This is a genomic window from Micromonospora sp. DT4 (genome assembly GCF_049841675.1).
GTDB lineage: Bacteria > Actinomycetota > Actinomycetes > Mycobacteriales > Micromonosporaceae > Micromonospora.
On record NZ_JBNCKT010000016.1, the window covers coordinates 25,429 to 50,723 of the forward strand.

Consider the following 25,295-nt stretch of genomic DNA (forward strand, 5'->3'; position numbering starts at 1 on the left):
ACATGAAGCTGGTGACCGCGGTCATCAAGCCGTACCAGCTGGACGCGGTGAAGGAAGCTCTGCACGCCCTGGGCGTGGCCGGGTTGACCGTCAGTGAGGTCCAGGGTTACGGACGGCAGAAGGGGCACACCGAGGTCTACCGGGGTGCCGAGTACACGGTCGAGTTCCTGCCCAAGATCCGGGTCGAGGTGCTCACCGACGAGATCGACGTGGAAAAGATCGTGGACGCCATAGTCGGCGCCGCCCGTACGGGCAAGATCGGCGACGGCAAGGTCTGGGTCACTGGTGTCGAAGAGGTCGTCCGGGTGCGTACCGGCGAGCGCGGCCTCGACGCTCTCTGATCCGGACCACGACCGACATGACCTCGTTGATCAAGAAGAACGCGTCAGGAAACGCCGACAACGGTGACGCGAACCGCTTGATCAACGAGGTCGTCGGCGTACCCGGGGGGATCGGCGAGGCCGCCCGCCGGGCGCGGGCGGCCGCGTACGACGAGTTTTTGCGCGGGTTGCTGCCGGCGCGTGACGGTGTCGCGCTGATGGCCGTCGGGGGGTTGGGTCGACGGCAGTGCGCCCCCTACGGCGACCTCGACCTGGTGCTGCTGCACGCCGGAGTGCCCGGCACGGACGAGTTGGCCGCCTCGGTCTGGTATCCGATCTGGGACGCCGGTCTGCGCTTGGACCACTCGGTGCGGACCATCTCCGAAGCCCTCTCGGTGGCCCAGGACGACGTCAAGGTCGCCCTCGGGCTGCTCGACGCCCGCCTGGTGGTCGGCGATCAGGCGCTGGCCGACGCCCTGACCCGCACCGCGGCCGATCATTGGCGGCGGACCGCCGTCCGCCAGCTTCCGGGTCTGCGGGAGGTCACCGTCGCCCGCTGGCAGGCCCACGGCGAGCTGGCCTTCCTTCTCGAGGGTGACCTCAAGGAGGCCGCCGGCGGGCTGCGTGACGTGGGGTTGCTGCGCGCGATCTCCGCCGCCGGGATCACCGACGCGCTGCGCCCCGCCGTCCGCGCCGCCCACCTGCGGCTGCTGGACACACGTGACGCCCTGCACCAGCAGGTCGGCCGCCGGGTCGACCGGCTGGTGGCCCAGGAACGCGACGGCGTCGCCGCGCTGCTCGGGGTGGAGGACGGCGACGCCCTCCTGCGCCGGGTGGCCGGGGATGCCCGCACGGTCAGCCACGCCCTCGATGACGCCTTCCGCGCCGCCGACCGGCTGCGCTCGGGCCGCTCCCGGGGCGGGAACGGCACTCCCGTCCGCCGGCCCGTGGCCCGGGACGTGGTCGAGCACGACGGAGAGCTGGTGCTGGCCCGGACGGCGATCGGCGCACGCCCCGACCCGAGTCTGTCCCTGCGGGTGGCCGCCGCGGCGGCCACGACCCGGCTGCCGATCGCGCGGGCCACCTGCGAGTGGCTGGCGGCGTACTCCCCCCCGCTGCCCGCGCCCTGGCCGGCCGAGGCCCGGGCCGCGCTGACCACGCTGCTGGGCGCCGGTCCCGGCCTGGTGCCGGCGTGGGAGACCTGCGACAGGTACGGGCTGGTGGACGGCTGGCTGCCCGAGTGGACCCGGTTGCGCAGCCTGCCGCAGCACAACCCGGTGCACCGTTACACCCTCGATCGGCACCTCGTACAGGCCGCCCACGAGGCCAGCCGGCACGCCCGCGAGGTCGACCGCCCCGACCTGCTGCTGCTCGGCGCCCTGCTGCACGACATCGGCAAGGGTCTTCCCGGTGACCACAGCACCGTCGGGGTGCCGCTCGCCGAGACGGTGGCGACCCGGGTCGGGTTGCCCGCCCCGGAGGTGGCGCTGATCGGCACGCTCGTCCGACTGCACCTGCTCCTGCCCGACGTGGCCACCCGCCGGGACCTCGCCGACCCGGTGACCATCGCGTCGGTCGCTGAGGCGGTGGGCGACACCGGCACGCTCGACCTGCTGCACGCCCTGGTATGCGCGGACGCCGCCGCCACCGGCCCGGCCGCCTGGTCGGACTGGAAGGGGCGACTGGTCGCCGAACTCGTCGCCCGCGTCCGTACCGCCCTGGACACCGGTGTGCTGCCCGAGCCCCCGGCCCCGGACCCGGCGCTGCTGGCCGGGCCCCTGCCGGTCGTCCACCTGACCGGAGACCGGGTGGCGGTGGCCGCCGCCGACCGGCGGGGACTGCTCGCCACGGTGGCCGGCTGCCTCGCCCTGCACCGGCTGGAAGTGCTCTCCGCGGACGCCTCCGTGGTCGACGGTCGAGCGCTGGTCGAGTGCCGGGTACAACCCCGCTACGGCCTGCCGGCCGACCCGGTCCCGCTGCGCGCCGACCTGCGCCGTGCCGTCGCCGGCGACGTGTCCGTCATCCAACGGCTGCGGGGTCGTGCGCTCGCCGCCCGAGGCAGCGGCGCCGCTCCGCGGGTCGTCTGGCACCGCGAGGCCGCCACCGACGCCGTCCTGCTCGAACTGCGCGCGGCCGACGCCGCGGGGCTGCTCTATCGGGTGGCCGGCGCGCTCGACGAGGCGGGCGCTCTGGTCCGGGCTGCGCGGATCTCCACCCTCGGCGCGGACGTCGTGGACGCCTTCTACCTCGTGGGCGGCTGGCCCGACGACGCCACCCGGGCCCGTCTCGAGGCCGCCGTCCTCGCCGCCGTCTGACCGACGGCCTCGCTTCTGGCCTGCGACGGTCTCGCTCGTAGCGCGCGACGGCCTCGCGGCGGTCGCCTCGCGATAGCCCCGGTTGCTTCGTGGTAGCCCAGGTCGCTTAGCGGAAGCTCCGGTCGCTTCGCGGGTAGCGTCGCCTGCGGTGACCGGGCGCTATGGGTCGCAGTCCGGTGGCGTGCGTTCAGCCTTGGGGCCGTGGTCGTCCAGGGCCAAGTCACTGTGCGGCGTGATGACTCTGAGGCATAAATATGCCTCAGAGTCATCACGCTCGTTGGGGTGTCCGCCCGCCGCCCCTCGCCCGCCCGCCCTTCGTCGGTGCCCACCGCCCACCGCCCACCGCCCACCGCCCGCCGCCCGCCACCGGCCGCCCGCCGCCCGCCACCGGCCGCCCGCCGCCCGCCACCGGCCGCCCGCCGCCCGCCACCGGCCGCCGGCCGCCCGCCGCCCGCCGCCTGCCACCCGCCGCCCGCCACCGGCCGCCCACCGCCCGCCACCTGCGGCGCGTAGCCGTAGCCGTGGGCGTAGGCGGGGTACGTCGCGGGACGTAGGGGCGGTGCCGCTCGTGGACGCACGTCGGGAGGCGTCGGCGCGGGCAGAATGGCGGCCATGCGAGGGAACGGGTGGCGGGGGTGGGACGCGGTGGCGGACACCGTGCTCGCCCTGGCGCTGCTCGGGTTCGGGCAACTCGTGACGGGCCCGGCCGGGGACAACCAGCCGGGGTCCAGGCCGGTGGACGCCCTCTGCCGCGTGGTGCTCGCGGTCGCCACGCTGGCCCTGGTCGGCCGCCGGTACGCCCCGGTCGGCACGCTCGTCGTGGTCACCCTGGCCACCACGGTGTACCTGGTGCTGGGCTATCCGTACGGGCCTGTTCTGCTCGCCTTCCTGGTCTCCGTCTACACCGTGGCGGTACGCCTGCCGACGCGCCCGGCCGCGCTCGCCAGCGGCGGCGCGTTCGTCGTGCTGGTGACGCACGTCTTCTGGTCGCGCGGCCCGTCGCCGGGCTGGGCCGGAGTGCTCCCCGCGGCGGCCTGGGCGGTCGTACCCTTCGCCACGGGTGTGGCGGTGCGCGTCAACCGGGAGGCCGCCGCCCGCAGTCTCGCCGAGCAGGCCCGCAGTCTCGCCGAGCAGGCCCGTGAGCGCGCCGCGCTGGCCCGGCGGCAGGCCGACGAGGAGCGGCTGCGCATCGCTCAGGAGGTACACGACGTGGTGGGACACGGGCTGGCCGCGATCAGTATGCAGGCGGAGATCGCTCTGCACCTGCTGCCGAAACGGCCGGAGCAGGCGGAGGTGGCCCTGACCGCGATCAGCCGCACCAGCCGGGAGGCGCTGGACGAACTCCGGGTCACGTTGGGGGCGGTGCGGCGAGGCGCGGAGCGTGAACCGGTGCCCGGTTTGGCCCGACTCCCCGCGCTGTGCGAGCGCCTGGCGGGCGCCGGTCTCGCCGTCGATCTACGCCTGGACGGTGACCCGCGGGAGTTGCCGGCGGCGGTGGACCTGGCCGCGTACCGGGTGGTGCAGGAGGCATTGACAAACGTGCTGCGGCACGCCGGGGTGGCGAGCGCGGAGGTGACCGTGGGCTACCGGGCCGACGAGCTGACCGTCGAGGTCACGGACCGGGGTGTCGGGGCCGCCGGCCGGTTCGACGCGGCCGGCGGACTCGACGTGGCCGCCGGTCAGGCCGGTGGGCGCGATCAGATCGGTGGGCGCGGTCAGATCGGTGGGCGCGGTCAGATCGGTGGGCACGGTCTGGCCGGCATGCGGGAGCGGGTGGCAGCGCTGGGCGGGCGGCTGACGATCGGACCGCGTCCAGGCGGCGGGTTGCGCGTCTGGGCCCGGCTGCCGGTGGGGCCTTCCACATGATTCGGGTGCTGATCGCCGATGACCAGGACCTGGTCCGCCTCGGGCTGCGCGCGCTGGTGGAGAGCGAGGATGACCTGGCGCTCGTCGGTGAGGCCGCCGACGGGCTGCGGGCGGTGGAGCTGGCCCGGCGGGAGCGGCCCGACGTCGTCCTGATGGACATCCGGATGCCCGGCATCGACGGCATCGAGGCGACCCGTCGGATCGTCGCCGACCCCGAGCTGACCGGTACGCGGGTGGTGGTGCTCACCACCTTCGAGCTGGACGAGTACGTCTTCGACGCGCTGCGCCACGGCGCGAGCGGGTTCCTCACCAAGGACACCCGGCCGCCGGAGCTGCTGCGCGCGATCCGGCTGGTCGCCGAGGGGGAGGCGCTGCTGTCGCCGTCGGTGACGCGCCGAGTGGTGCGTGAGTTCGCCACCCGTCCGTCGCGGGCGCCCCGTCCGCACCCTCGGCTGGACACCCTCACCGACCGGGAGCGCCAGGTGGTGGGCCTGGTCGGGGAGGGCCTGAACAACGAGGAGATCGCCGCCCGGTTGGTGGTCAGCCCGGCGACCGCTCGGACACACGTCAGCCGGGCGATGGGCAAGCTGGGAGCCCGGGACCGGGCCCAGCTCGTCGTCTTCGCGTACCAATCGGGGTTGGTCTCGGGGTGAGGCCGGGCCGCCAGCGGCCTTGCGGCGGGGCGGCTACCCTAGCGGTGGCCGGACTCCGCAGTGCCGGCCGCGTTGTGCCCGCCGGAACACTGACAAACGGGATGTTCGCGTGTTTGACACCTTGAGTGACCGCCTGTCCGGGATCTTCACCAAGCTCCGCGGCAAGGGACGGCTCACCGACGCCGACATCGACGCCACCGCGCGCGAGATCCGCCTCGCGCTACTGGAGGCGGACGTCGCGCTGCCGGTGGTCAAGGGCTTCATCGCGGCCGTCAAGGAGCGCGCCCGCAGCGCCGAGGTCTCCCAGGCGCTCAACCCGGCCCAGCAGATCGTCAAGATCGTCAACGAAGAGCTGATCAAGGTGCTCGGCGGCGAGGGGCGACGGCTCCAGTTCGCCAAGCAGCCGCCGACGGTGATCATGCTGGCTGGCCTCCAGGGTTCCGGTAAGACGACCCTGGCCGGCAAGCTGGCCCGCTGGCTCAAGGGCCAGGGGCACCAGCCGCTGCTGGTCGCCGCCGACCTCCAGCGCCCCAACGCCGTCGGGCAGCTCCAGGTGCTCGGTGGCCGGGCCGGGGTCGAGGTGTACGCCCCGGAGCCCGGCAACGGCACCGGCGACCCGGTCCAGGTGGCCCGCGCCTCGATCGAGCACGCCAAGCGCGCCGCCCGCGACATCGTCATCGTCGACACCGCAGGTCGCCTCGGTATCGACGCCGAGATGATGCAGCAGGCCGCCGACATCCGCGACGCCGTCTCGCCGGACGAGGTCATCTTCGTCATCGACGCGATGGTCGGTCAGGACGCCGTCCGCACCGCCGAGGCGTTCCGCGACGGCGTCGGCATCACCGGCGTGGTGCTCTCCAAGCTCGACGGCGACGCCCGTGGTGGCGCCGCGCTGTCGGTCCGTGAGGTCACCGGGCAGCCGATCCTGTTCGCGTCCACCGGCGAGAAGCTGGAGGATTTCGACGTCTTCCACCCCGACCGGATGGCCAGCCGGATCCTCGGCATGGGCGACGTCCTCACTCTGATCGAGCAGGCCGAACAGGCCTTCGACTCCGATCAGAAGGAGAAGATGACCGCCAAGCTGATGGGCGGGGAGCAGTTCACGCTGGACGACTTCCTCGACCAGCTCATCGCGGTACGGCGGATGGGCCCGATCGCCAACGTGCTGGCCATGATGCCCGGCATGGGGCAGATGAAGGATCAGCTCGCCGACCTGGACGACAGCCACTTCGACCGGGTCACCGCGATCATCCGTTCGATGACCCCGGGCGAGCGGACCAACCCGAAGATCATCAACGGCTCCCGCCGGGCTCGTATCGCCAACGGTTCCGGGGTCACCGTGATGGACGTCAACCAATTGCTCAACCGCTTCGCCGACGCGCAGAAGATGATGAAGCAGATGGGCGGCATGATGGGCCTGCCCGGCGGCCGGCGCAAGGCGACCAAGAGCCCGAAGAACAAGCGCAAGGGCACTAAGGGTGGCGGTCGGCCGCGTACGGGTGCCGGTGCCGGAATGCCGGGTGGCTTCCCGGGTGGCATGCCGCAGCTTCCGCCGGGGATGGACCCGAACGACCTCGCCGGCGGTCAGGGCCTTCCGCCCGGCTTCAAGCTCCCGAAGATCGACTTCAACAAGCTCGGCAAGGGTGGCGACAAGGGCCCGCGCTGACGCGTGTCGGTGACGGCAGGCGACTGATCCGGCACTTAGGGTGAGGTCGCCCCCCTGGAAGGAGATGTCATGACCGCAGCCCCGATCCTGCCCGAACGGCACGAGTGGACGGTCGACGACCTCGGTGACCTGCCGAAGGACCTTCCGTACGAACTGATCAACGGAAGGTTGATCGTGCCGTCGCCGACTGCCGTGCACCAGGAGTTCTGCGTCGAGCTGCTGCTCACGCTTCGCGTCAACTGCCCGCCGGAATATCTGGTCAGCATCGACCTGTCCATGCGGGTCGACCGGCGCAACGAGCCGCGCCCCGACGTGGTGGTCATCCGCCGTACGCACGCCAACCGGTCGCCCGTCCCGGTCGAGGACGCCCTGCTCGCCGTGGAGGTCGTCTCCCCGACCTCGAGCTTCCGCGACATGTACGACAAGGCGAAGGTATACGCGCACGCCGGAATCCGGTCCTACTGGGTGGTGGACCCGTTGCAGGAACGCGTCACACTGACCGAGTACGCGCTCGGCGCGAACCGCGAGTACGAGCAGGTCGCGCACACCGAGGATCTGTTCGTCACCGAGCGGCCGTGGAAGGTCTCCGTCGACCTGCCGGCGTTGACCAGCCGGAAGAACGACCTGCTCGCTCCCGACGAGGAGTGATCGGGTAGGACTGTGCGCATGGCCCTTCATGTGCGCGGCGTGCTGCTCCCCGACGACGAGGCGCGGAACCTCTGGCTGGTCGGCGACCGGGTGACCTTCACCCCCGTGCCCGACGCGGAGACCGTCGTGGACGGCGGTTTCGTGCTGCCGGGGCTGGTCGACGCGCACTGCCACATCGGCATCGCCCGTGGCGGCGCCCCGATCACGTCACTCGACCAGGCCCGCGACCTGGCCCACGTCGACCGGGAAGCCGGGGTGCTGGCGATTCGGGACGCCGGCTCGCCGTACCCGTACCCCGAGCTTGACGACGAACCCGGCCTGCCGCGACTGGCCCGTGCCGGCCGGCACGTCGCGCCCCCGAAGCGCTACCTGCGTGACATCGGCGTGGAGATCGACGCCACCGAGGTGGCCGCGACGGTCGCCGCGCAGGCGAAGGCCGGCAACGGCTGGGTCAAGCTGGTCGGCGACTGGATCGACCGTGGCGTGGGCGACCTCGCGCCGGCCTGGGACGCGGACACCCTCACCGCCGCCGTGCGGGCCGCGCACGACGCCGGGGTACGCGCCGCCGTGCACACCTTCTCCGAGTCGGCCGTCGAGATCATGGTGCGCGCCGGTGTGGACTCGGTGGAGCACGGCACCGGCCTGAGCCTCGACCTGATCGACGAGATGGCCCGCCAGGGCACCGCGCTCGTCCCCACGATGATCAACATTGCGACCTTCGGCGGGATCGCCGAGCAGGCAAGGCCCAAGTTCCCCGGGTACGCCGAGCACATGCTCGCGCTGCGCGACCGCTTCCCCGAGGTGGTCCGGGCCGCCCACGAGGCTGGCGTGCCGATCTACGTGGGCACCGACGCCGGTGGTGGCATCGACCACGGGCTGGCCGCCGAGGAGATGCTGCTGCTGCACGAGCGCGCCGGCATGCCCGCCGAGGACGTGCTCGCCGCCGCCTCCTGGGGCGCCCGGGAATGGCTCGGCTTTCCCGGGCTGGTCGAGGGTGGTCTCGCCGACCTGACCGTCTACCCCGAGGACCCACGCCGCGACCTGCGGGTCGTCCGTGCCCCGTCCCGCACGATCCTGCGTGGCCGGGTGGTGCGCTGACCCTTCGGCGCTGGGCCGAGCTGGGCCGAGCTGGGCGGCGCTGGGCCGCCCAAGATCCGCGCAGCATCAGGGATGTTGCTGCTTCCGGCGCGTCTGAGGCAGCAACATCGGTGAAGTTGTGAAGATCTGGGGCGCGGGGCGCGGGGCGCGGGGCGCGGGGCGAGGGGCGAGGGGCGAGCGGGGCGCGGGGCGCGGGGCAGCGGGGCGAGCGGGTCAGCGGCGCGAGGTGGCGACGGCGGTGAAGAGGTGGACGGCCGGCCAGGCCGGCCTTGCTGCCGAACTCGTTGTAGACGCGTCTGTCGGCTCATGCCAGCGGCGGTGGCCATCCCGCCCATCCGTATCGCGTCCCAGCCGGCGGCGATGGTCCGCGCGCGGGCCGCGTCCACGATCGTGTCCCGAAGCCGCTGGCGCGGTGAGCCCGTCATCGCAGTCATGATGGTCGAATTCTACGCGTGGCCCGTCCGCCCCCTGGCCGCGATCCGTTGGCCTCGGCGGCGCGGCCAGGTGGGAGGCGCGACACCGACACGTGGAGGGCGCGACGCCTCCCGGGCGCGGCGGTGCGTCACACGGCGCATAGGATGTGCGGTCATGGCTCGCGTGCTCACTCCCCGTGCGGAAGACTTTCCCCGCTGGTACCAGGACCTGATCGCCAAGGCGAAGCTGGCCGACAACGGCCCGGTCCGGGGGACCATGGTCATCCGACCGGCCGGCTACGCCATCTGGGAGCGGATGCAGACCGAGATGGACGCCCGGATCAAGGCGGCCGGCGCGGAGAACGCGTACTTCCCGCTGTTCATCCCGGAGAGCTACCTCAAGCGGGAGGCCGAGCACGTCGAGGGCTTCTCCCCGGAGCTGGCGGTCGTCACCCACGGTGGTGGCAAGCAGCTCGCCGAGCCGGTGGTGGTGCGTCCCACCAGCGAGACGGTGATCGGCGAGTTCATGGCCAAGTGGATCGACTCGTACCGGGACCTGCCGCTGCTGCTCAACCAGTGGGCGAACGTGGTCCGGTGGGAGCTGCGCCCGCGGATCTTCCTGCGGACCAGTGAGTTCCTCTGGCAGGAGGGGCACACCGCGCACGCCACCCGCGAGGACGCCCGGGCGTACGCGCGGCGGATCCTGCACGAGGCGTACGAGGACCTGATGGTCAACGTGCTGGGCATCCCGGTGGTGGTGGGTCTGAAGACGGCCCGCGAGCGGTTCGCCGGGGCGACGGCCACGTACACGTGCGAAGGCATGATGGGCGACGGCAAGGCGCTCCAGCTGGGCACCAGCCACGAGCTGGGTCAGAACTTCGCCAAGGCGTTCGACATCAGCTATTCGGCCAAGGAGGGCGGCCGGGAGCACGCCTGGACGACCTCCTGGGGCACGTCGACGCGCATGCTCGGTGGCCTGATCATGGCGCACGGCGACGACAACGGCCTGCGGGTGCCGCCGAGGTTGGCGCCCATCCAGGCGTACATCATGGTCGTCAAGGACGGTGAGGGTGTCGCGGAGGCGGCGGCCAAGCTGCGCGACGGCCTGCGCGACGCCGGTGTCCGGGTCGCGCTCGACGACCGGACCGACACCGCGTTCGGCCGCCGGGCCGTCGACGCCGAGCTGCGCGGCTATCCGGTACGCGTCGAGGTCGGTCCCCGCGACCTGGCCGCCGGTAACGCGACGGTGGTGCGCCGTACGGACGGGTCGAAGTCCCCGACGCCGGTGGCCGACGTGGTCGGCGCGGTGCTGGCGGCGCTGGAGGCCGACCAGCAGGTGCTGCACGACCAGGCGCTGGCCAACCGCGAGTCGCGGACGGTGGAGGTCGCGACCCTCGCCGAGGCGATCGAGGCGGCCGCGACCGGCTGGGCGCGGGTGCCGTGGTCGGCGGTCGGGGTGGCCGGCGAGGCCGAGGCGAACGGGCAGGGCGTCACGGTGCGCTGCCTGTTGCGGGCCGACGGCTCGGTGCCGGACTCGGAGGACGAGCCCGACCTGGTCGCCATCCTCGCCCGCGCCTACTGAGGTGCTCGTCGACCGGTTCCAGCCGGGCCGGCTGATCATGCACCGCAATGTGCGGCACGGCCGGATCGGATGGGTGCGCCCGGGGCGGGTGGTCAGCGACGACGAGCGGGGCCTGCTGGTCTGGATCGCCCGGGACTCCCCGGTGGCTCACGAGGTGACCGAGGCCGGGCTCAACATGCGGGCTATGCCGTTCGCCCAGTGGGTCTCGTCGTCGTACCGGCTGGCGCACGGCCGATGGAACGGGCCGCCGCTGTTGAAGTTCCTGCCCACCGGGGCGGCGCACTCGGTGTGGTGGTTCCGTGACGCGCAGGGTCGGTTCGCCCACTGGTACGTCAACCTGGAGGAGCACGGCGTCCGCTGGGACGACGGCCCGGTGGCCGGCGTCGACGTGGTGGACCAGGACCTCGACGTGGTGGTACGTCCGGACCTGAGCTGGCAGTGGAAGGACGAGGACGAGTTCGTCGAGCGGCTCGCCTTCGGGACCGACTACTGGGTGACCGACGAGAAGGCCGTCCGGGCCGAGGGGGAGCGGGTGATCGCGCTCGCCGAGGCCGGAGAGTTTCCGTTCGATGGCACCTGGTGTGACTTCACTCCGCCGGCAAACTGGGACGTACCGCGCGAACTGCCGCCAGGGTGGGACCGCCCGCCGGTGCGCTGAGAGGTGTTCCGGATCACCGGTGACGTGGTGTCCGGGTCCGATGCGAAGGATCGGCGTCGGATCTGGCAGAATGGGTCGCTGGTATCCGGCGCGCGTCCGGCGCCCTCTAACCCGGGCACGTCGCCAGTCCACCGAGTAGTCTCCGGCCCAACCCCACGGGTCCGGTCGGCGCTCACCCATGCACACCGCCCGCCTGGGCTGGTGAGATCGCAACAGGAGCGAAACAACTGTGGCCGTAAAGATCCGGCTCCTGCGGATGGGCAAGATCCGCAACCCGCAGTACCGCATCGTCATCGCCGACTCGCGCAGCAAGCGTGACGGCCGGGCGATCGAGTTCGTCGGGGTGTACCAGCCCAAGGAAGACCCCTCGATCATCGAGGTCAAGTCGGAGCGGGTCCAGTACTGGCTGTCCGTCGGCGCCCAGCCGAGCGAGGCGGTACAGCGGCTGCTGGAGCTGACCGGTGACTGGCAGAAGTTCAAGGGCCTGCCGGCCCCGCCGCCGCTGAAGGTCGCCGCCGAGCGGGCCGACCGTAAGGCGGCGTACGAGGCCGAGGCGAAGGCCGCCGCCGGGCTCGCCCCGGAGACCCCGGCCAAGCCGGCCAAGAAGGCCGCCAAGGCTGCCGAGGCTCCGGCTGCCGAGGCTCCGGCGACCGAGGCTCCGGCCGAGACCCCCGCTGCCGACGCCGGTGAGCAGGCCTGACATGCCTCTGCGTCCCGCGTTGGAGCACCTGGTCAAGGGCATCGTCGACCACCCGGACGACGTCCGGGTCCGGATGGTCGATTCCCGTCGGGGCAAGCGGCTGGAAGTCCGCGTGCACCCCGAGGACCTCGGCACGGTGATCGGGCGGTCCGGCCGGACCGCCAAGGCGCTGCGTCAGGTGATCGGCTCCATCGGTGGGCGCGGAGTACGCGTCGACATCGTCGACTCGTACTGATGCAGCTCGTCATCGGAAGGATCGGCAAGCCGCACGGCGTCCGCGGTGAGGTCACCGTGGAAGTGCGGACCGACGAGCCCGAAGCGCGGTTCGCCCCGGGTTCGGTGCTGCGCACCGAACCCGGGGCGGTTCCGCCTGCGCCGGTGAACGAGCCGGGCGTGGTGTTCCGGGTTCCGGCCGAGCTGACCATCGAGGAGTCCCGGTTCCACCAGGGCCGGATGCTTGTCGCGTTCGACGGAATCCTGGACCGCAACACCGCCGAGGCTCTGCGCGGGACGCTGCTCGTGGTGGACAGCGCCGACGTCGAGCCTCCGGAGGACCCGGAGGAGTTCCACGACCACCAGCTCGTGGGTCTGGCCGTGGTCACCCTGGCCGGCGAGCGCCTGGGCGAGGTCGCCCGCATCGACCACGCGCCCTCGTCCGACCTGCTGGTGCTGCGACGCCCCGAGGGGCGTACCGCGCTGATCCCGTTCGTCCGGGCGATCGTCCCGGAGGTCGACCTGGCCGGTGGACGCGTGGTCGTCGACCCGCCGGCCGGCCTGCTCGATCTTTAGGGCCACCCCGCATGCGCGTCGACGTCGTGTCGATCTTCCCGGAGTACTTCGCCCCGCTGGACCTGTCGCTGATCGGCCGTGCCCGGGCCAACGGCGTACTCCAGCTCGCCGTGCACGACCTGCGGACCTGGACCCACGACGTGCACCGTACGGTCGACGACACCCCCTATGGCGGCGGCCCGGGGATGGTGATGAAGCCCGAGCCGTGGGGTGCGGCGCTCGACGCGCTCGCCCCGGCCGAGGCCACGCCGCCCCGGCTGTTGGTGCCGTCGCCAGCGGGTGTGCCGTTCACCCAGGCCATGGCCCACGAGCTGGCCGCCGAGCCGCACCTGCTCTTCGCCTGTGGCCGGTACGAGGGCATCGACCAGCGGGTCCTGACGCACGCCGCCACCCGGATGCCGGTCACCGAGGTGTCGCTCGGTGACTACGTGCTCTTCGGTGGCGAGGTGGCGGTGCTCGTCGTCCTGGAGGCGGTCACCCGACTGCTGCCCGGGGTGTTGGGCAACGCCGGCTCGCTGGACGAGGAGTCGCACGCGCACGGCCTGCTGGAGGCGCCGATCTACACGAAGCCACCGAGCTGGCGCGGGCACGACGTGCCGGACGTGCTCCGTTCCGGCGACCACGGCAAGATCGCGCGCTGGCGGCGCGAGGAGGGGCTGCTGCGGACCGCGGCCCAGCGCCCGGACCTGCTGGCCGCGTTGCCGCCCGAGCGGCTCGACAAACGGGACATCGCGGCGCTGGAGCGGGCCGGATTTCAGCCGCCGCCGGGGGATGTGGCAAAGTAGGGGGGTTGCCGCATCCGTCCGCGCCCGTGGGCGGCTGCGAGGATCCCCGACCGGGTCGGCCCGCCGACCGCCACCCGGGGATCAGAATCACCCACCCGCGCACCGAGTGACGGTGCGCCGTGAGCCTTACGAGGACGCAGCGATGAACATCCTGGACGCCCTTGACGCCCAGTCGAAGCGGACCGACCTTCCCGACTTCCGTGCCGGTGACACCGTCAAGGTGCACGCGCGGGTCGTCGAGGGCAACCGGTCTCGTGTCCAGATCTTCCAGGGCGTCGTGATCCGCCGCCAGGGTGACGGTCTGCGCGAGACCTTCTCGGTCCGCAAGGTCAGCTTCGGTGTCGGCGTCGAGCGGACCTACCCGCTCAACGGCCCGGGCATCGACCGGATCGAGGTCGTGACCCGCGGTGACGTGCGTCGCGCCAAGCTCTACTACCTGCGCGAGCTGCGCGGCAAGAAGGCCAAGATCAAGGAGAAGCGCGAGAAGCAGCCCAGCTGACTTCCCGTTCGCCACGCCGCCCGAGCTGCGCGTATGCCGTACCGACCAGACCGCACTACCCTGGGCGTACGGGCGCAGCCAGGCGGTGGCCCCGCCCTTGAGGCGGGCAGCCGTCCACAACCGCCCGTGGAGCCTCGACGAGGCTCCCGGGCGGTGGTGTTTCTGCGGACCGGGGAGTGGCGTGGTGCAGACGCTTGACGACGACGGCACCGTCGATCCGTGGCGCCGGCGGGTCCGCCGTGGCCGCCGCCAGATGCCCCTCTGGCAGGAGCTTCCGCTGTTGCTGGTGGTGGCCTTCTGCCTCGCGGTGCTGATCCGCACGTTCCTGCTCCAGGCGTTCTTCATCCCGTCCGGTTCGATGGAGGACACCCTCCTGATCGGCGACCGGGTGCTGGTCAACAAGGTCGTCTACGACGTCCGTGACCCGGTGCGCGGCGAGGTGGTGGTGTTCCGGGGCACCGACCGCTGGGCGCCGCAGGTCGACGAGCAGCCGGAGCCCGGGTTCGCCGGAAAGCTCGCCCGGACAGTCGGTGACCTGGTCGGGGTGAGCCGCCCCGGCGAGAAGGACTTCATCAAGCGGGTGATCGGCCTGCCCGGTGACCGGGTGAAGTGCTGCGACTCCCAGGGGCGGGTCACCGTGAACGGGACCCCGCTCGACGAGCCGTACGTGCTGCGCGACTCGCCACTGGATCTGCCGCCGAACCCGCAGGAGTGCCGATCCCGGCGCTTCGACGAGGTGGTCGTACCGCCGGGTCAGATCTTCGTGATGGGCGACCACCGCGAGGTCTCCCAGGATGCGCGCTGCCAGGGGCCGGTGCCCATCGACAACGTCGTCGGCCGGGCGTTCATGGTGGTCTGGCCGTCGTCGCGCTGGGCGGCGCTGTCGGTGCCGGCGACGTTCGACGACGTGGCCGCGCCGGCCATGGCCTCCTCCGGTGCGCCGCCGGCCCGTCCGTCCCCGCAGGGCGGTGTGCTGCTGATTCTCCCGCTGACGGCCGCGCTGAAGGGTTCCCGCGCGTTCCGGACGATGACGTCCGGCCCGGCAACGTAGGCTCCTTGGCGTGATTGACGAGCAGACCGACAAGCCGCGTAGCTCCTTCTGGAAGGAGCTGCCGATCCTGCTGGGTGTGGCGATCCTGGTCGCGGTGCTGGTCCGCGCCTTCGTGCTGCAGACCTTCTTCATCCCGTCCCCGTCCATGGAGAACACTCTCAAGATCGATGACCGGGTGTTGGTCAACAAGCTGGTCTACGACTTCCGGTCACCGCACCGCGGTGAGGTGATCGTGTTCAAGGCACCCACCGAGTGGAGCGGCAACCCCGACGGCGAGGACTTCATCAAGCGGGTGATCGGCGTCGGCGGCGACCACGTGGTCTGCTGCGACCCGCAGGAACGCCTGATGATCAACGGCAAGTCGCTCGACGAGCCGTACATCTTCTCCATCGACGGCGTGCGGGACAAGGCGGCCGACCAGGAGTTCGACATCACCGTGCCGAAGGGGCGACTGTGGGTGATGGGCGACCACCGGTCGGCGTCCGGTGACTCGCTGGAGCACTGGCAGCAGTCCGGGCAGGACATCACCGAGGCCACGATCCCCGAGCAAGAGGTCGTCGGGCGGGCGTTCACCGTCTTCTGGCCCGTCAGCCGGGCCACCTGGCTGACGGTGCCCGACCAGTTCGACGGCATTCCCAAGCCGTAGAACCGGGCGGGGGCATGGGCGATCGGCCGCCCGTCTGGCAGGCTGGTGCGGTGACCGTGAGCGCGAAGAGTGAGCTTGCGAGCCCCGCAGGCGCGAACAGTGCCGACCGTGCCTACACCCTTCGACGCGCGGCCCGGGTGCTCCTCGTCGACGTGGCGGGCCGGATCCTGCTGTTCCACGGCTTCGATCCGGCCCGCCCGGAGCACCGTTACTGGTTCACTCCGGGCGGCGGGCTCGACGAGGGGGAGTCCCCGGCGCGCGGCGCGGCCCGGGAGCTGGCCGAGGAGACCGGGCTACGGGTCGAGCCCGCCGACCTGGGCGAGCCCGTCTGGTCCGACGCGACCGAGTTCCCGTTCGACGGCGACTGGTACCGCCAGGAGCAGGACTTCTTCCTGCTCCGGGTGCCGGCGTGGCAGGTCGACACCATCGGCTTCAACGACGTCGAGCAGCGCAGCATCGCCGGTCACCGCTGGTGGCTGCCCGACGAGCTGGCCGCCAGCGGTGAGCGGTACTACCCACCCGAACTGCCCGACCTGCTGGCCCGTCTCCTGCCGCCGGCTGCCGAGGCGTCGTGCTGACCCCGCCGCGTACCGTCGTGCGCCGGGAGGCCGGGCTCTACGCGTTGGAGCGGGCGCTGCAACGGCGCGGCTTCCGGCATGTGGCCGGCGCCGACGAGGCCGGCCGGGGCGCGTGCGCCGGGCCGCTGGTCGCCGCCGCCGCCGTGCTCCCCGAGGGGCGACGCGGCGAGATCGAGGGCCTTGCCGACTCCAAGCTGCTCACCCCGGCCAGCCGGGAGCGGGTGTACGCCGAGGTCGTCGACCGCGCCCTGGCGTACGCCGTGGTGGTCATCCCCGCCGACGAGGTCGACGCCCGGGGTTTGCACGTGTGCAACCTGGCCGCGATGCGCCGGGCGCTCGCCTCGCTCACCACCCGGCCCGAGTACGTGCTGACCGACGGCTTCGGCGTGGACGGCCTGGGTGTGCCGGGGCTGGCGGTGTGGAAGGGCGACCGGGTGGCTGCCTGCGTGGCGGCGGCCAGCGTGCTCGCCAAGGTGACCCGGGACCGGATCATGGTGGAGTTGGACGGGACGTACCCGGCGTACGGGTTCGCCGAGCACAAGGGGTACATCACCGCGGAGCACAGCGCGGCGCTGCGCGAGCACGGGCCGTGTTGGGAACATCGCTTCTCGTACGTCAATGTCGCCACGGTCTCCGGTCGCGACGGCCGGCCACCGCGCGCCCGGCGGCCCGTCGGCCCGGCCCCGGACGAGCCGATGGGGCACTCGTGGGCGTCAGGGGGTACCGTCGGCGTGGCGTTGGGCGAGCAGCCTCGGCCTTCGGCGCCGGTGGGGGAAGATGTGGTCATGGAAGGCGGAGTGCGATGAGCGCGGAAGATCTCGAGAAGTACGAGACCGAGATGGAGCTGCAGCTCTACCGGGAGTACCGCGACATTGTCCGCCAGTTCTCCTACGTGGTGGAGACCGAGCGCCGGTTCTACCTGGCCAACCAGGTCGACCTGCACGTGCGTAACTCCGACGGCGAGGTCTACTTCGAGGTCGAGATGCACGACGCCTGGGTGTGGGACATGTACCGTCCTGCCCGCTTCGTGAAGAACGTCCGAGTGATGACCTTCAAGGACGTCAACGTCGAGGAGCTGGAGAAGCCCGACATCTCCCTGCCCGCCGACTCCGGCTTCGGCAACTGACCCGCCGGTCGCGCCACGGGCCCCCACCCGCGGCTGACCCACCGGTCACTCGGCCGGCACCACGACCTCGACGCGCTGCACCAGATTGTTGGCGAAACCGCCACGGTTCCACGGCTGCTCGACCGGCTGGGTCCGCCCGGACGCTGAGCACGTACCGGCCCGGCATCGCCGTCCACTCGTACCGCCATCGCCGCCAGGCGAACTCCCCGCCCGCCGCCGGGTCGAGCTCGGCCGGCGCCCAGCTCGCCCCGCCGTCGACGCTCACCTCCACCGCCACCACCGGCGCGTGCCCCGACCAGGCCCGACCGTCCACCGTGCACGGTCCTGGCCGCAGCACCCGACGGCGCGTCATGAAGTCGGGGAAGCCCGGCGGGCGGACCAGCGCACGCGGCTCGATCCGGGTGACCGGCTCGCCCGGGCCGTCGGCGTCGCGGCGCAGCCGGTAGGCCACCGCGTTCTGGTAGCCCTCGAACGGCTCGGTCCGGACCTCGATCGAGTGCAGCCACTTGACGTGCGCCATGCCGTACCAGCCCGGCACGATCAGCCGCAGCGGCGCGCCGTGCTGTGGCAGCAGGGGAGCGCCGTTCATCTCGTACGCCAGCAGCACCTCCTCGCGTAGCGCGTCGGCCACCGGCAGCGCCCGCTGGTAGTCCTGCTCGACCCCGCGTTCGACACCGTGGTCGGCGCCGGTGAAGACCACGTCCACCGCATCCGGGCCCAGACCCGCCTCGCGCAGCAGCAGAGCGAGGGGGGTGCCCGTCCACTCGGCGTTGCCGACCGCCTCGACCAGCCACGGCTGGCTCACCGGCCGGGGGTGCAGCAGGGCCCGACCGTTGCCGGCGCACTCCAGGGTGACCCGGTGGGTGACCCGGGGCCGCTCACGCAGCTCGGCCAGACTGACGGTCGTCGGCCGTTCGACCGCGCCGCCGATGGTGAGCGCGTGCGTCGCCGGATCCAGCTCCGGGATGTCGTAGTGGATCAGCAGGTAGTGCAGTCCGGCCGGGGTGACGTCGTAGCGCAGCGCCTCCAGGGGAATGCCGTGGTTGCGGGCGGCAAGCTGCAACTCGTCGGCGCTGATCGCCTCGTCCGGTTCGGCGAGCCGCGACGGGCCGCTCACGTCGGCCACGCTCGGCCCCCGGTCGTCGACAGTGGTCATGCGGGGCCTCCCCGGTCCCGGTGGCGGCAGGACACTGCACGCGGGCCCAGCCTAGGCTCTGTTCCATGAGGGCGGTCGAGCCGAGGCGGAGGCCGCGCGGCGATCCGGCAGGGCGCGGTGGCGTCCGGATGCCGGTGTCGTATCCGGACGTGACCGCAAGGCCGCCGGTCGTCGTCCGGGCCCGCCGCAGGCCGGCCAGTTCATATCAGACAGGGCCTGGGCCCAGCGCCGGCCGTAGCAGATCAACGGACGCTCCGGGTGGTCGTCCACAGGACCATCGGTTGTCCACAGCCTCGCCGCGAGGGGTGGCGGCGGGCCCTCGTGCGGTCGGAGCCTGGCGGCATGCGACCGTCACCGCGTACCGGATCGATCCGCCGAACCGTGCTGCTCAGCGCCCTGCTCCCACTGGCGCTGACCATTCAACTCTGCGACCTGGCGCTGGTGCTGGCAGCGGTGCTGGGTGCGCCGGCGCTGGTGCCCGTGCCTGCCGGGCTCTCCGCCGTGGTCCCGGTGTCCGTCGCGGCGGACGGCGGGCCGGCGCGGTACCGCTGGCCGGTCGACGGCCCACCGCGACCGGTGCGCCGGTTCGACCCGCCGCCGCAGCCGTGGCTGGCCGGGCACCGGGGCGTCGACCTGGCCGTCCCGCCCGCCACGTCGATCCGCAGCGCCGGCCCGGGCACGGTGCTCTTTTCGGGGCTGGTGGCCGGCCGACCGGTGGTCACCGTGGGCCATGCCGACGGCCTGCGGACCACCTACGAACCGGTCCAACCCACGGTACGTCCCGGCCAGCCGGTCAGCGCCGGCACGCCGCTGGGCGCGCTTCTGCCGGGGCATCCCGGATGTCCGGCCGTGGCCTGTCTGCACTGGGGTCTACGCCGAGGCGAGGAGTACCTCGACCCGTTGGCCCTGCTCGGCCTCGGCCCGGTGCGCCTGCTGCCGGTGCGTCCGCTCCCGGGCCCGGGCCGTCCGCCTATGGCCGCCGTGCGCCCGCTACCGGCTCGGCTGTCTTCGGGTCCGGCGCGTCCGCTCGCGGTCGGCGCGGCGGGAGTGGGGTCAGCGCTGGGCGAGCAGCGCAGGCAGCCGCATGGCCAGCCGCTCGTACTCGTCGGCGCTGTTGTAGACCTGACCGGTGAGCCGCAGCCAGCCGCGACCGTTCCAGCTCATCACCGCGACCTCGGCGGCGAGCCGCTCGCCGATCCGCGTCTGCAACGCCCGGGCCGCCTCGATGGTGGTCGCCGTGCCGGCCGGCAGCGGGATGAGGCGCAGGGCAACCCCCGGTCCGCCGGGGTCGGGCAGCTGGGCGGGGGGCACGCCGAGCGCGTCCCCCACGACCCGCTGGCCGTACGCGGCGAGCGCCGCGTTGTGCTCACGCACGCGGTCGACGCCGAGGCTGCGCAGCGTGAACAGGCCCGCCGGGGCGGCCAGCCAGGAGGTGTAGTCGAGGGTGGCCTGCCATTCGATCCGGGCCGGAAAGCCGCTCTCCTGCTCCCACGACACCACCAGCGGCTCGATCCGTTCCCGCCACGGCGGGCTGACCGCCAGCAGGGCGGTGCCGCGCGGGGCGTACCCCCACTTGTGCAGGTTGCCCGCCCAGAAGTCCGCACCGATGCCGGCGACCGTGGCGGAGAGCATGCCGGGGGCGTGTGCGGCGTCCACCAGGACCGGCACACCGCTCTCGTGGGCCACCCCCACGATGGCGGCGGTCGGAAAGAGCTTGGCGGTGGCGGAGGTGAGCTGGTCGACGACGAGCAGCCTGGTCCTCCCCGGGCGCAGGCCGGCCCGGATGGTCTGCACGATCTGCTCGTCGCCGGCGTCCAGCGGGATCGGCAGGACCCGGCTGACCGCGCCGGTGCGGCGGCACTCCCGCGCGATGGCCAGACTCACGGCCCCGTACCCGTGGTCGGTGCTGAGCACCTCGTCACCGGGGCGTAGACCCACCGACTGGAGCACCACGGCGACGCCGGTGGTGGTGTTGCCGATCAGCGCGCTGCCCTCCGGGTCCGCGCCGACGAACCCGGCGAGGTGCCGTCTGGTGTGCGCGATCCGGTCGACGAGCCCCTGAGTGAAGAAGCGCAGCGGGTTGGCCTCCATCTCGTCGCGCAGCCGCTGCTGGGCCCGCTGCACGCCGATCGGCACCGCGCCGAACGACCCGTGGTTGAGATGGCTGACCGCCGGATCCAGGGAGAACAGCAGGCGGGCGCCCGGAATCGACTCGGGGGGCTGCGGGGCACTCACCGGATGATCGTAACCGGCGGATGGACCAGCCTCCCGGCCCTTGATCAGGCACGGGGGTGTGCCTGGCGGTAGGCGGCGCGCAGCCGTTCCACCGAGACGTGCGTGTAGATCTGCGTACTGGCCAGCGACGAGTGGCCGAGTAGCTCCTGCACGGCGCGCAGGTCGGCGCCACCCTCCAAAAGGTGGGTGGCCGCGGAGTGGCGCAGGCCGTGCGGGCTGGTCCGGGGTAGGCCGGCCGCCTCGGCGTACCCGCCGACGATCTGACGCGCGGTGGTCGGATTGAGCCGACCACCGCGGGCCCCGAGCAGCAGCGCGACACCCGAGTGCGGAGCGACCAGCGCGGGTCGGCCGCGGCGCAACCACTCGTCCAACGCCCGCTGCGCCGGCACCCCGTACGGCACCGACCGCTCCCGACGGCCCTTGCCGAACACCCGGATCACCCGCCGGCCGTGGTCGACGTCCTCGACGTCCAGCCCGCACACCTCGCTGACCCGTACGCCGCTGGCGTAGAGCAGTTCCAGCAGCGCCCGGTCGCGCAGCACCACCGCCGCGTCGGCCACCCCGCTGTCGCCGTCGGCTCCTGTCGACACTGCCCCGCCCGGGGCCGCGACCGTCGTGGGCGTGCCGTGCGGGGTGGGTTCGGTTGTGGGCGTGCCGTGCGGGGTGGGTTCGGTTGTGGCCGTGCCGTGCGGGGTCGTCGGGGGCCGGGCCGGTGCCTCCAGCAGCGCGGCGGCCTGGTCGGCGCGCAGGACGCTGGGCAGTTCCCGATGCGCGCGAGGGCTGGCCAGTGCGGCGCCCACGTCGGCGGGGAGCAGCCCGGCGCGGTGTGCCCACGCGCTGAACGCCCGTGCCGAGGCGGCTCTCCGTGCCAGTGACGTACGGGCGGCGCCGGTGGTCCGCTGTCGGGCCAACCAGCTCCGCAGCACCGACAGGTCCACTTCGCACAGCTCTCGGCAACCCATTCGCACCGCGTGGTCGAGCAACGCGACCACGTCGGTGACGTACGCGCGGACGGTGTGCGCCGACCGGTTGCGGACCTGGGACAGGTGCCCGGCGAAGTCGTCGACCGCCTCGCGCAGCGCCGGTGGCAGCTCCTGGTGGGTGGCCCGGGTGCCCCGGGTAGATCGGCTCACGGCCGCCACGCCGATCGCGGCGTCACGGATGCGGTCCGCCGGGCGGCGTGTACACCCTTGCTGGCAGCAGGCACGGCACCAGCGTACGGCCGAAGGGTGGTGCTCTGCCGGCCACGTCGGCGTCCGCGTCTAACCGCGATCGGCCGGGGCCTTGGGTTTGTCGGTCGGAGCGAGGGTGTAGCCGCCGTCGCGTCGTACCACCATCGACAGCTCTTCGAGCAGTGACAGCTTGCGGAGCGCGGTACGCACGTCCAGACCGGCTCGGGCGGCGAGCGCGTCCACACCCCGTACGCCCCGGCGGGGCAACGCCTCCAGCACCGACCGGGCGTCGTCGTCCAACGCGTCGGTCGGCCGCTGCGGCCCACGGGCCAGCGGGGCGAGGTCCGCGCCGATCCGACCGACCTCCTCGAGAACGTGCGCGACCCCGGTGACCAGCCGGGCCTTGGGGTTCTCGCGCAGCAACTCGTGCGCGCCGACGGACATCGCCGAGGTCACCGGCCCGGGCACGACCATGGCCACCCGGCCGGTGAAGATGGCACGCCGGGCGGTCTGCGTCGCCCCGCTGCGCGCCGACGCCTCCACCAGGACGGTGCCCAGCGTGCCGCCCGCGATCACCCGGTTGCGGATCAGGAACCGGGGCCGCAGCGGTTCGGCGCCGGGCGGCCATTCGCTGACCAGCAGCCCCGTGTCGGCGATCCGGTCGAAGAGGGCGGTGTTGCCCATCGGGTACGGCCGATCCACCCCGCAGGCAAGCACCGCCACCGTCAGCCCGTCGGCGTTGAGGGCGCCTCGGTGGGCGGCGGCGTCGATCCCGAAGGCGCCACCGGAGACGACAGTCCAATCCCGCTCGGCCAACCCGTACCCCAGGTCGGTGGCCACGTGCTGGCCGTAGCCGGTGGCGGCCCGCGCGCCGACCACGGCCACCGAGCGGTCCAGCGCCTCGCCGAGTGGCCACGCGCCGCGTACCCAGAAGCACAGCGGTGGCGCGGTCTCCGCGTCCACACGGCGGGTCAGGTCCGGAAGTCGCAGCCTGGCGAGATCGGCGACCCGGGTCGGCCACTCGTCGTCGTCCGGCGTGACCAGGCGTGCGCCGAGCCGATCCGTCCGGTCCAGGGCCTCGGCCGCCATCGCACGAGCGTCGCCGGCGGACATCCGAGCGGCCACGGCGGCGGACAGCCGCCTGTCGGGGCTGCCGCCGCCGAGCAACAGATCCAGCGTCGCCACCGGGCCCAGCCGTTCGACCAACTGGTGCACCACCCTTGTGCCCGGTTCGGCCAGCCAGGTCAGGGCCACCCGGGCCAGCCTGCTCTCCTCGTCGGCGCTCATGGCGTCTCTCCTGTCCGTAGCTGGGTCGCCTCTCGTACGTCCTCACGGTCTGGCCGGTCGCGGCCGTCCAGGTCCGCGATGGTCCAGGCCATTCGGATCACCCGGTCGAAGCCGCGCGCCGAGAGTGAGCCGGAGTCGAGCCGGCCACGCAGTTCGGCGGTGACCGGCGCCGGTAGTCGCCACGGTGGGCGGCGGAGAAGCGGACCGTCCACCTCGGCGTTGAGGCGTCGTCCGAGGCTGGCCCAGCGGGTGGCCGCCGAGCTGCGGGCTGCCGCGACCCGAGCGGCGACCGTGGCCGAGGACTCCGCGTCGCTGCCGGACGCCATCAGCTCCGCCGCACGTACGGGCATCAGCCGCACCTGCACGTCGATCCGGTCGAGCAGCGGCCCCGAGAGTCGGCCCAGGTAGCGGCGGCGGGCCAGTGGCGAGCACTCGCAGTACGCGTCGCCGGACGGCTTCGCGCACGGGCACGGGTTCGCGGCCAGCACCAGTTGCGTCCGGGCCGGGTACTCGGTGCCGCCTCCGCTGCGGCTGAGCCTCATGCGGCCGTGCTCCAGTGGCTGGCGCAGCGCCTCCAGCGCGCCCTTGCTGAACTCCGGCGCCTCGTCGAGGAAGAGCACCCCGCGGTGGGCCAGCGACACCGCGCCGGGACGGGCCAGCCCCGAACCGCCACCGACGAGGGACGGAATCGTCGCCGTGTGGTGCGGTGACTGGAACGGTGGACGACGGAGGAGCTGACCACCCGGTGGCAGCAGTCCGGCGACCGAGTGCAGGGCGGTCACCTCCAGCGCCGCGTCGTCGTCCAACTCGGGTAGGAGCGACGGCAGGCGCTCGGCCAGCATCGTCTTGCCGGCGCCCGGAGGACCGAGCAGCGCGATGTGGTGCCCGCCCGCCGCGGCGATCTCCAGCGCGCGGCGGCCCACCTGCTGCCCCGCCACGTCGGCGAGGTCGGGTCCGCCGGTGACCGGCGCCGGGGCGTCCGGCGGTGGCTCGATCAGCGGGCTGCCGTCGCGGACGAAGGTGACCAGACGGTGCAACGTGTCCACCGCCCGCACCCGTACGCCGGGGATGACCGCGGCCTCGGCGGCGTTGCCGGCCGGCACGATCACGCGCTCGACGCCGGCCCTGGCCGCCGCGGCGACCATCGGCAGCACACCGCGCACCGGCCGGACCGTCCCGTCCAGGCCCAGCTCGCCCAGGACCACCACGCCCTCCAGGGGGAGCAGCGGCAGCTCACCCGAGCCGCCCAGCAGGGCGGCGGCGATGGCCAGATCGAAGGCCGAGCCGAACTTCGGCAGCGTCGCGGGCAGCAGGTTCAACGTGATGCGCCGGTTCGGCCAGCGTTGGCCGGAGTTGACCACGGCGGCCCGGACCCGGTCGCGGGCCTCGTGCAGGGCGGTGTCCGGCAGGCCGGAGATCACCACCGCCGGCAGGCCGGCGGCCAGGTCCGCCTCGACCTCGACGAGGTGGCCGGTGACGCCGACCAACCCCACGCAGAGGATCTTCGCGTAACTCACGGCGCGTCGCCGATACGTCGGCGGCGCATCTCAGAACGCGCCCTTGACGTGGTCGACTCGCGCGGGACCGGCATCGGGCAGCCGCACCGACAGCACGTCGAACCGCACCTCGTCGGCGTTCGTGCCGGTCTCGGCGAGCCAGCGCGCGGCGAGCCCGCGCAGGCGGCGGGCCTTGGCCGGTACGACAGCCTCGGCCGGCGTGCCGAAGGTGTCGCCCCGACGGGTCTTCACCTCGCAGAACGCGAGCACCGGCCCGTCCCAGGCGATGATGTCGATCTCCCCATCCGGGCAGCGCCAGTTCCGGACGATCGGGCGTAGCCCCGCCTCGCTCAGGTGTCGGGCGGCGCACCGCTCGCCGTACGCGCCGACCGCCTGGTTCCGCTTCGTCATGGCCGCGACGGTGCCCGTCGGAGCACGAGCGCCGCGACCCCGCGGCGGCCTGCCTGTGGATGACGGTCGCTCTGTGGACAACCGGACGATCAAGCCCCTGCTGTGCTACGGCGGGGAGCAGGCTGGGCGCGAGGGCGATCGACTC

At 73.0% G+C, this 25,295-nt stretch carries 26 protein-coding genes and 1 pseudogene; 21 read left to right on the top strand and 6 right to left on the bottom strand.

Going from position 1 to position 25,295, the window contains the following annotated elements:
• Positions 1–2 precede the first annotated feature (2 nt).
• From ACLQ24_RS07795 to ACLQ24_RS07890, 20 genes are all read left to right on the top strand, one after another.
• On the top strand, positions 3–341 hold the full coding sequence (locus tag ACLQ24_RS07795) for a P-II family nitrogen regulator (protein WP_007456507.1): 339 nt from the start codon (positions 3–5) through the stop codon (positions 339–341).
• A 17-nt stretch (positions 342–358) separates the two neighbouring features.
• Positions 359–2,635 (top strand): [protein-PII] uridylyltransferase, encoded by a 2,277-nt coding sequence (locus ACLQ24_RS07800; RefSeq protein WP_425889994.1) that lies wholly within the window; start codon positions 359–361, stop codon positions 2,633–2,635.
• Positions 2,636–2,917: 282 nt separating this feature from the next.
• Positions 2,918–3,148 carry a hypothetical protein gene (locus tag ACLQ24_RS07805; protein ID WP_425889996.1) on the top strand — a complete coding sequence of 77 codons (231 nt, stop codon included), beginning with the start codon at positions 2,918–2,920 and terminating at the stop codon, positions 3,146–3,148.
• 99 nt (positions 3,149–3,247) lie between these two features.
• Positions 3,248–4,501, top strand: coding sequence for a sensor histidine kinase (locus ACLQ24_RS07810; RefSeq protein WP_425889998.1), 1,254 nt, complete (start codon positions 3,248–3,250; stop codon positions 4,499–4,501).
• Positions 4,498–5,154, top strand: a complete 657-nt coding sequence (locus ACLQ24_RS07815; RefSeq protein ID WP_425889999.1) for a response regulator transcription factor — start codon at positions 4,498–4,500, stop codon at positions 5,152–5,154. The genes ACLQ24_RS07810 and ACLQ24_RS07815 overlap by 4 nt, the downstream gene beginning before the upstream one ends.
• A gap of 109 nt (positions 5,155–5,263) precedes the next feature.
• The gene (gene ffh, locus ACLQ24_RS07820) at positions 5,264–6,820 is read left to right on the top strand and encodes a signal recognition particle protein (protein WP_425890001.1); all 1,557 of its coding nucleotides are present in this window, start codon (positions 5,264–5,266) and stop codon (positions 6,818–6,820) included.
• A 69-nt stretch (positions 6,821–6,889) separates the two neighbouring features.
• Positions 6,890–7,468 carry a Uma2 family endonuclease gene (locus ACLQ24_RS07825; RefSeq protein ID WP_425890003.1) on the top strand — a complete coding sequence of 193 codons (579 nt, stop codon included), beginning with the start codon at positions 6,890–6,892 and terminating at the stop codon, positions 7,466–7,468.
• A gap of 18 nt (positions 7,469–7,486) precedes the next feature.
• Positions 7,487–8,566 (top strand): amidohydrolase family protein, encoded by a 1,080-nt coding sequence (locus ACLQ24_RS07830; RefSeq protein WP_425890004.1) that lies wholly within the window; start codon positions 7,487–7,489, stop codon positions 8,564–8,566.
• A gap of 588 nt (positions 8,567–9,154) precedes the next feature.
• A complete protein-coding gene (gene proS, locus ACLQ24_RS07835; protein WP_425890005.1) occupies positions 9,155–10,561 on the top strand; it encodes a proline--tRNA ligase in 1,407 nt (468 codons plus the stop codon).
• Positions 10,562–10,598: 37 nt separating this feature from the next.
• Entirely contained in the window at positions 10,599–11,219 is a 621-nt protein-coding gene (locus ACLQ24_RS07840) for a DUF402 domain-containing protein (RefSeq protein ID WP_425890044.1), read from the top strand.
• A 229-nt stretch (positions 11,220–11,448) separates the two neighbouring features.
• The gene (gene rpsP / locus ACLQ24_RS07845; protein ID WP_425890007.1) at positions 11,449–11,919 is read left to right on the top strand and encodes a 30S ribosomal protein S16; all 471 of its coding nucleotides are present in this window, start codon (positions 11,449–11,451) and stop codon (positions 11,917–11,919) included.
• Positions 11,894–12,154, top strand: coding sequence for an RNA-binding protein (locus tag ACLQ24_RS07850; protein ID WP_172862164.1), 261 nt, complete (start codon positions 11,894–11,896; stop codon positions 12,152–12,154). Before rpsP ends, ACLQ24_RS07850 begins: the two co-directional genes overlap by 26 nt.
• Positions 12,154–12,708 (top strand): ribosome maturation factor RimM, encoded by a 555-nt coding sequence (rimM, locus tag ACLQ24_RS07855; RefSeq protein WP_425890009.1) that lies wholly within the window; start codon positions 12,154–12,156, stop codon positions 12,706–12,708. The genes ACLQ24_RS07850 and rimM overlap by 1 nt, the downstream gene beginning before the upstream one ends.
• A gap of 11 nt (positions 12,709–12,719) precedes the next feature.
• Positions 12,720–13,493 (top strand): tRNA (guanosine(37)-N1)-methyltransferase TrmD, encoded by a 774-nt coding sequence (trmD, locus tag ACLQ24_RS07860; RefSeq protein ID WP_425890011.1) that lies wholly within the window; start codon positions 12,720–12,722, stop codon positions 13,491–13,493.
• Between the two features lie 142 nt (positions 13,494–13,635).
• Positions 13,636–13,992 carry a 50S ribosomal protein L19 gene (gene rplS / locus ACLQ24_RS07865; protein WP_030335223.1) on the top strand — a complete coding sequence of 119 codons (357 nt, stop codon included), beginning with the start codon at positions 13,636–13,638 and terminating at the stop codon, positions 13,990–13,992.
• Between the two features lie 181 nt (positions 13,993–14,173).
• A complete protein-coding gene (gene lepB, locus ACLQ24_RS07870) occupies positions 14,174–15,043 on the top strand; it encodes a signal peptidase I (RefSeq protein WP_425890013.1) in 870 nt (289 codons plus the stop codon).
• Positions 15,044–15,053: 10 nt separating this feature from the next.
• Positions 15,054–15,689 carry a signal peptidase I gene (lepB, locus tag ACLQ24_RS07875; protein WP_425890014.1) on the top strand — a complete coding sequence of 212 codons (636 nt, stop codon included), beginning with the start codon at positions 15,054–15,056 and terminating at the stop codon, positions 15,687–15,689.
• 56 nt (positions 15,690–15,745) lie between these two features.
• Positions 15,746–16,267, top strand: coding sequence for an NUDIX hydrolase (locus tag ACLQ24_RS07880; protein WP_425890046.1), 522 nt, complete (start codon positions 15,746–15,748; stop codon positions 16,265–16,267).
• Complete coding sequence (locus tag ACLQ24_RS07885; protein ID WP_425890016.1) at positions 16,261–17,073, top strand: ribonuclease HII; 813 nt, start codon at positions 16,261–16,263, stop codon at positions 17,071–17,073. Before ACLQ24_RS07880 ends, ACLQ24_RS07885 begins: the two co-directional genes overlap by 7 nt.
• Positions 17,070–17,393 (top strand): DUF2469 domain-containing protein, encoded by a 324-nt coding sequence (locus ACLQ24_RS07890; RefSeq protein WP_018218957.1) that lies wholly within the window; start codon positions 17,070–17,072, stop codon positions 17,391–17,393. Before ACLQ24_RS07885 ends, ACLQ24_RS07890 begins: the two co-directional genes overlap by 4 nt.
• On the opposite strand, the gene ACLQ24_RS07895 is transcribed toward ACLQ24_RS07890, so the two are convergent.
• The gene (locus ACLQ24_RS07895) at positions 17,329–18,549 is read right to left on the bottom strand and encodes a sulfite oxidase (protein WP_425890017.1); all 1,221 of its coding nucleotides are present in this window, start codon (positions 18,547–18,549) and stop codon (positions 17,329–17,331) included. The two genes, ACLQ24_RS07890 and ACLQ24_RS07895, sit on opposite strands and share 65 nt — an antisense overlap.
• A gap of 342 nt (positions 18,550–18,891) precedes the next feature.
• Between ACLQ24_RS07895 and ACLQ24_RS07900 the strand changes: the two are divergent.
• Positions 18,892–19,491: pseudogene (locus tag ACLQ24_RS07900) on the top strand (murein hydrolase activator EnvC family protein); the annotation flags it as partial.
• Positions 19,492–19,602: 111 nt separating this feature from the next.
• Here the strand turns inward: ACLQ24_RS07900 and ACLQ24_RS07905 are convergent.
• The 5 genes from ACLQ24_RS07905 to ACLQ24_RS07925 all read right to left on the bottom strand — a co-directional run bounded on the left by ACLQ24_RS07905 (position 19,603) and on the right by ACLQ24_RS07925 (position 25,150).
• The gene (locus ACLQ24_RS07905) at positions 19,603–20,784 is read right to left on the bottom strand and encodes an aminotransferase class V-fold PLP-dependent enzyme (protein ID WP_425890019.1); all 1,182 of its coding nucleotides are present in this window, start codon (positions 20,782–20,784) and stop codon (positions 19,603–19,605) included.
• A gap of 44 nt (positions 20,785–20,828) precedes the next feature.
• Positions 20,829–21,917: a tyrosine recombinase XerC gene (locus tag ACLQ24_RS07910; protein ID WP_425890020.1), complete on the bottom strand. Its 1,089-nt coding sequence runs from the start codon at positions 21,915–21,917 to the stop codon at positions 20,829–20,831.
• 129 nt (positions 21,918–22,046) lie between these two features.
• Complete coding sequence (locus ACLQ24_RS07915; protein WP_425890022.1) at positions 22,047–23,243, bottom strand: DNA-processing protein DprA; 1,197 nt, start codon at positions 23,241–23,243, stop codon at positions 22,047–22,049.
• Positions 23,240–24,760: a YifB family Mg chelatase-like AAA ATPase gene (locus tag ACLQ24_RS07920; RefSeq protein WP_425890024.1), complete on the bottom strand. Its 1,521-nt coding sequence runs from the start codon at positions 24,758–24,760 to the stop codon at positions 23,240–23,242. The genes ACLQ24_RS07915 and ACLQ24_RS07920 overlap by 4 nt, the downstream gene beginning before the upstream one ends.
• Before the next feature lie 30 nt (positions 24,761–24,790).
• Entirely contained in the window at positions 24,791–25,150 is a 360-nt protein-coding gene (locus ACLQ24_RS07925) for a YraN family protein (RefSeq protein ID WP_425890026.1), read from the bottom strand.
• Between the last annotated feature and the right edge of the window lie 145 nt (positions 25,151–25,295).

Bases quoted from the DNA above. Each gene is read 5' to 3' on its own strand.
- ACLQ24_RS07795 (WP_007456507.1), top strand. From the start codon at position 3: ATGAAGCTGGTGACCGCGGTCATCAAGCCGTACCAGCTGGACGCGGTG.
- proS (WP_425890005.1), top strand. From the start codon at position 9,155: ATGGCTCGCGTGCTCACTCCCCGTGCGGAAGACTTTCCCCGCTGGTAC.
- ACLQ24_RS07925 (WP_425890026.1), bottom strand. From the start codon at position 25,150: ATGACGAAGCGGAACCAGGCGGTCGGCGCGTACGGCGAGCGGTGCGCC.
- ACLQ24_RS07825 (WP_425890003.1), top strand. From the start codon at position 6,890: ATGACCGCAGCCCCGATCCTGCCCGAACGGCACGAGTGGACGGTCGAC.
- ACLQ24_RS07830 (WP_425890004.1), top strand. From the start codon at position 7,487: ATGGCCCTTCATGTGCGCGGCGTGCTGCTCCCCGACGACGAGGCGCGG.
- trmD (WP_425890011.1), top strand. From the start codon at position 12,720: ATGCGCGTCGACGTCGTGTCGATCTTCCCGGAGTACTTCGCCCCGCTG.
- ACLQ24_RS07815 (WP_425889999.1), top strand. From the start codon at position 4,498: ATGATTCGGGTGCTGATCGCCGATGACCAGGACCTGGTCCGCCTCGGG.
- ACLQ24_RS07890 (WP_018218957.1), top strand. From the start codon at position 17,070: ATGAGCGCGGAAGATCTCGAGAAGTACGAGACCGAGATGGAGCTGCAG.
- rimM (WP_425890009.1), top strand. From the start codon at position 12,154: ATGCAGCTCGTCATCGGAAGGATCGGCAAGCCGCACGGCGTCCGCGGT.
- ACLQ24_RS07800 (WP_425889994.1), top strand. From the start codon at position 359: ATGACCTCGTTGATCAAGAAGAACGCGTCAGGAAACGCCGACAACGGT.
- ACLQ24_RS07895 (WP_425890017.1), bottom strand. From the start codon at position 18,549: ATGACCACTGTCGACGACCGGGGGCCGAGCGTGGCCGACGTGAGCGGC.
- rplS (WP_030335223.1), top strand. From the start codon at position 13,636: ATGAACATCCTGGACGCCCTTGACGCCCAGTCGAAGCGGACCGACCTT.
- ACLQ24_RS07840 (WP_425890044.1), top strand. From the start codon at position 10,599: ATGCACCGCAATGTGCGGCACGGCCGGATCGGATGGGTGCGCCCGGGG.
- ACLQ24_RS07810 (WP_425889998.1), top strand. From the start codon at position 3,248: ATGCGAGGGAACGGGTGGCGGGGGTGGGACGCGGTGGCGGACACCGTG.
- ACLQ24_RS07915 (WP_425890022.1), bottom strand. From the start codon at position 23,243: ATGAGCGCCGACGAGGAGAGCAGGCTGGCCCGGGTGGCCCTGACCTGG.